General features: G+C 34.8%; 1 protein-coding gene. It reads right to left on the reverse strand.

Annotation, left to right across the window (positions count from 1 at the left end):
- Positions 1–187: 187 nt before the first annotated feature.
- The coding region (gene lon / locus ACKOWY_RS08060) for an endopeptidase La (RefSeq protein ID WP_408940926.1) at positions 188–2154 on the reverse strand (1967 nt) is incomplete at its 5' end.

Raw genomic sequence — 2154 nt, forward strand, 5'->3', positions numbered from 1 at the left:
TACCTGCATAATTTCTATCGCCTGCCATTTAATAAAGGTATAAATTGTTTTTATTTATTCGTCACAGACGACTTGCCTCTTACGTCCTCGTTGGCTATACGCATGGCTATACTACAAACGTGGACGAGCTGGGGGGATATAACTAACAAAAAAGGCTTTCAGAATTTACTGAAAGCCTTTTCTAATTTTACACCAATGCTATCTCCAATACATCGGTCATTCTATCTACATAATGAAATTGAAGATTGCCTAAAAAATCAGGGTTGATTTCTTCTACATCTTTGCGGTTCATTTTACACAAAATTATTTCTTTCATGCCAGCACGTTTGGCTGCTAATATTTTTTCTTTAATGCCACCCACTGGCAACACTTTGCCACGTAAAGTTATTTCGCCACTCATAGCTAAAAGTGGTTTTACTTTGCGGTTGGTCAGTAATGATGTTATAGCTGTAAGCATGGTGATACCAGCACTTGGGCCATCTTTAGGTGTAGCACCTTCGGGTACATGAATATGAATAGTTTCTTTTTCAAAAACCGAATTATCAATATTTAATTTTTTAGCATTTGCTTTAATAAAAGTAAAGGCAGCCTGCGCCGATTCTTTCATTACATCACCCAATTGCCCTGATAATTTCAACCCTTCTTTGCCCTCGTATTTCATAGCTTCAATATAAAGCAATTCACCACCAACTGATGTCCAAGCCAATCCTACAGCCACTCCTGCAGGATTTTGTTCTTTAAACATTTCACGGTCATAACGTACTTTGCCCAAAACTTCTTGTACTTTTTCAACCGTAATATTGGTATCATAACCTTCATCAGTTGCTACTGATTTGGCTGTGTTACGCATCAATGCTGCTATTTGCCTATCTAATTCACGAACACCACTTTCACGGGTATAGCCATCAATTAAAGTTTGTAAAGCAGCGTTTGATATTTTTATTTGTGATGATTTTAAGCCATGAGCTTCACGTTGTTTGGTGATTAAATACTTTTTCGCAATCTCCATTTTTTCTTCTAATGAATAACCACTTACTTCAATAATCTCCATTCTATCGCGTAAAGCAGGCTGAATTGTTTGTAATGAATTGGCTGTAGCAATGAAGAAAATTTTAGATAAATCAAATTCTAATTCTAAAAAATTATCATAAAAATGTGAGTTCTGTTCAGGGTCTAAAACTTCTAACAAAGCCGATGAAGGGTCGCTGCGGTGGTCTTGTCCTATTTTATCAATCTCATCTAAAATAAAAACAGGATTGCTGCTTTGTACTTTTTTTAATGATTGAATAATTCTGCCAGGCATAGCACCAATATAGGTTTTGCGATGTCCACGTATTTCGGCTTCATCATGCACACCACCTAAACTAATGCGAACAAATTTTCTATCTAATGATTTGGCAATTGATTTTCCTAATGAAGTTTTACCCACACCCGGAGGGCCAACAAAACAAAGTATCGGCGATTTCATATCGCCTTTTAATTTCAAAACTGCTAAATATTCAAGGATACGTTTTTTGATTTTTTCTAAACCATAATGGTCATCATGCAAAGTTTCTTCAGCATGTTTCAGTTCAAAATTATCTTTTGTAAATTCATTCCAAGGCAAATCCAATAATGTTTCAACATAATTATAAGCCACCGAATACTCTGCTGATGCAGGATGCATACGATTCAATTTATCTAACTCACGGTTAAATAATTTTTTAGCATCTTCTGTAAATTGTTTTTTTGCACCACGTTCTTTCAAATTGGCTAAGTCTTTTTTATTATCATCAAAGCCTAATTCTTCCTGAATAGTTTTTAATTGCTGATTTAAAAAATATTCACGTTGTTGTTTATCTAAATCCTGACGGGTTTTATTCTGAATCTGATTTTTTAATTCCAATAATTGAATTTCGTGATTGATATATTTTAATACCATTTTCACTCGTTCCTTCAAGCTGTCAGTCTGCAAAATACTTTGCTTATCAGGCACTGGCAAGTTTAAATTAGATGCTACAAAATGCAGCAAGAATGCAGGATTATCAATGTTTCTGATAATCATACCAGCCTCTTGAGGTATGTTTTGCGATAGCTTTGCAAATATGATGGCTTGATCTTTTAAATTACTTACCGTAGCATCAAATTCTTCATCGGTTTTTGCAGCAATTGTTT

The sequence above is a fragment of the Flavobacterium sp. genome, from assembly GCF_046073885.1.
Taxonomy (GTDB): Bacteria; Bacteroidota; Bacteroidia; order Flavobacteriales; family Flavobacteriaceae; genus Flavobacterium.